Annotated in this window: 2 protein-coding genes; both read right to left on the bottom strand. The window is 76.5% G+C overall.

Annotation, left to right across the window (positions count from 1 at the left end; translation table 11 throughout):
• Positions 1-652: cellulose-binding protein (locus tag VR44_RS39275; RefSeq protein WP_107072599.1), on the bottom strand; the 652-nt coding region annotated here is incomplete at its 3' end.
• 144 nt (positions 653-796) lie between these two features.
• Positions 797-2,014, bottom strand: a 1,218-nt coding sequence (locus VR44_RS39280) for an SUKH-4 family immunity protein (protein ID WP_045952481.1), incomplete at its 5' end; no start/stop codon positions are given.

Below are 2,014 nucleotides of genomic sequence, written 5' to 3' on the forward strand. Positions count from 1 at the left end.
CCCCCAGCCGCGCCTGCGCGTACCGCTCCATCTCCGCGAGCCGCGCCTCCTGCTCCGCCTCCCGCGCCGCCGCCTCCCGCCCGGCCGCGTCCCACCGCTCCACCTGCTCCTGCTCCCGCTCCGCGAGCAGCGCCTGCGCCCGCCGCCGCGTCTCCGCCAGCCCGGCCTGCGCCTCGGCCCGCCATGCCGCGGCCTCCTCGCGCGCCTCCGCGCGTACCGCGTCCGCCTCCCGCTGCGCCCGCAGCAGCCCCTGCCGCGCCCGCACCTCGGTCTGCTCCCGCACCGCCTCCGCGTCGTGCCGCGCCAGCTCCGCCACCCGGTCGGCGTGCGCCTCGGCCGCGCCCGCCGCCTCCGCCGCGTCCGCCCGCGCGTCCGCCCGCAGGACCTCCGCCTCCTCCTGGGCCAGCGCCAGGATCCGCCGGGCGCGCTCGCTCAGCTCGTCGTACGTCTGCGGGGCCAGCGCCGCGACCGCCGCGCGCAGCCGCTCCGCCTCCTCCTCCATCTGCCGTGCCAGGACGGTCAGCCGCGCCACCCGTTCCCAGGCCTCGTCCCGGCTGCCGGCCAGCCGGGCGACGTACCGGTCGACGTCCTCCGGCCGGTAGCCGCGGCCGCCGCGCACGGTGGAGAAACCCTGGGGTCCGTGAGGTGACATGGGTGCACTCATCCTGGAAGCGCCTCTCTCGCGGGGATTCCCGTCAAGGATGCGTCATTTGGGGCCAGAAGCCTGAATGGCCGGGCCGGGACCCCCGTCGAGGGTCCCGGCCCGGCCATCCATCCGATCAACACACCGGCCGGCTCAGAGCAGTCCGTCCCACATCTGCTCCAGCAGCACCGACCACCAGCTCTCCGGCGACGCCAGCGCGGCGCTGTCGAGGCCCGCCAGGTTCGCCTGGAAATCGACGGTCCAACGCCCGGCCTGTTCCGGCGTCAGATGCTGCCGCAGCCGCCACATGTGACCCAGCATCGCCAGCGACCGCGCGAACTGCGGCAGGCTCGAGTTCACGAACTGCGGCGGCACGGGCGCCCCGCCCGGACCGCCCTCCACCGGCACCGCCACGATGTGCGCCGTCCCGTACTGCACGCACAGCGCCTTGCCGAAGTCGCTGCCGATCACCAGGTACGAACCCGCGTCCGACGCCGGCTGCACCTGCCGCTGCGCGGCCAGCTCGGCCAGCGTCGGCACCGGCTGCCCGGGCACGGCCTGCGCCCAGAAGAACGGGCCGAAATCGACCGGCAGACCGGCCCACATCAGGGTCTGCGCGACGATCTCCGGCACGCCCTGGCGCGACACCGCCCGCTGGTCGTAACGGAACACGCCCTGCGGCCCGAACGCCCCCGCCAGTTCCTGAGCGATCGCGTCCATCGGGATCGCCGGCTGGAGCGGGACCTGCGGCAGCGGCGCCCGGACCGGCGCCGGCCGCGCCGGACCGTCCGCCACCTGGTGCAGCTCACCCTGATGGGTGAGCAGGTGCCTCATGCCCTGCTGACGCCCCGCGTGGTCGGTGCCGTACGGGGCCACGCTCGTGATCCGCACCTGCGGCCAGGTCTCCCGGATCATCCGGGCGCAGTAACCGCCGGGCAGCTCGCAGGAGGCCAGCTCGGTGTGCAGCTCCAGCACCTGCTGCGGCGGCACGTTCATCGCGCGGAGCTCGTACAGGATCTGCCACTCGGGGTGCGGGGTACCGGGCGCCGAGCGGCGGATGAGCTGCTGCTCGGAGCCGTCGGGCGCACGGTAGCGGAGCACGGCCTGGTAGCCGGGGCCGACCGTGGGCACGCCGGACGGGGCCGGCTGCTGCCCCGCCGGACCGCCGGGCGGCGCGGACGGCGGACCGGGCGGCGGAACGGTACCGGGCCCGGCCAGCATCGTCGCGGCGTGCTGCATCCCGCCCCCGGGCGCACCAGGGGCCCCGGGAGCACCGGGAGCACCGGGCGGCCCCGGCGGGGCGGGCGGCTGTACGACGGCCGGCCCGGCCAGCATCGTCGCGGCATGGTCGAGCCCGCCCCCGAGCGAACC

Source organism: Streptomyces katrae (assembly GCF_000966975.1).
Taxonomy (GTDB): domain Bacteria; phylum Actinomycetota; class Actinomycetes; order Streptomycetales; family Streptomycetaceae; genus Streptomyces; species Streptomyces katrae.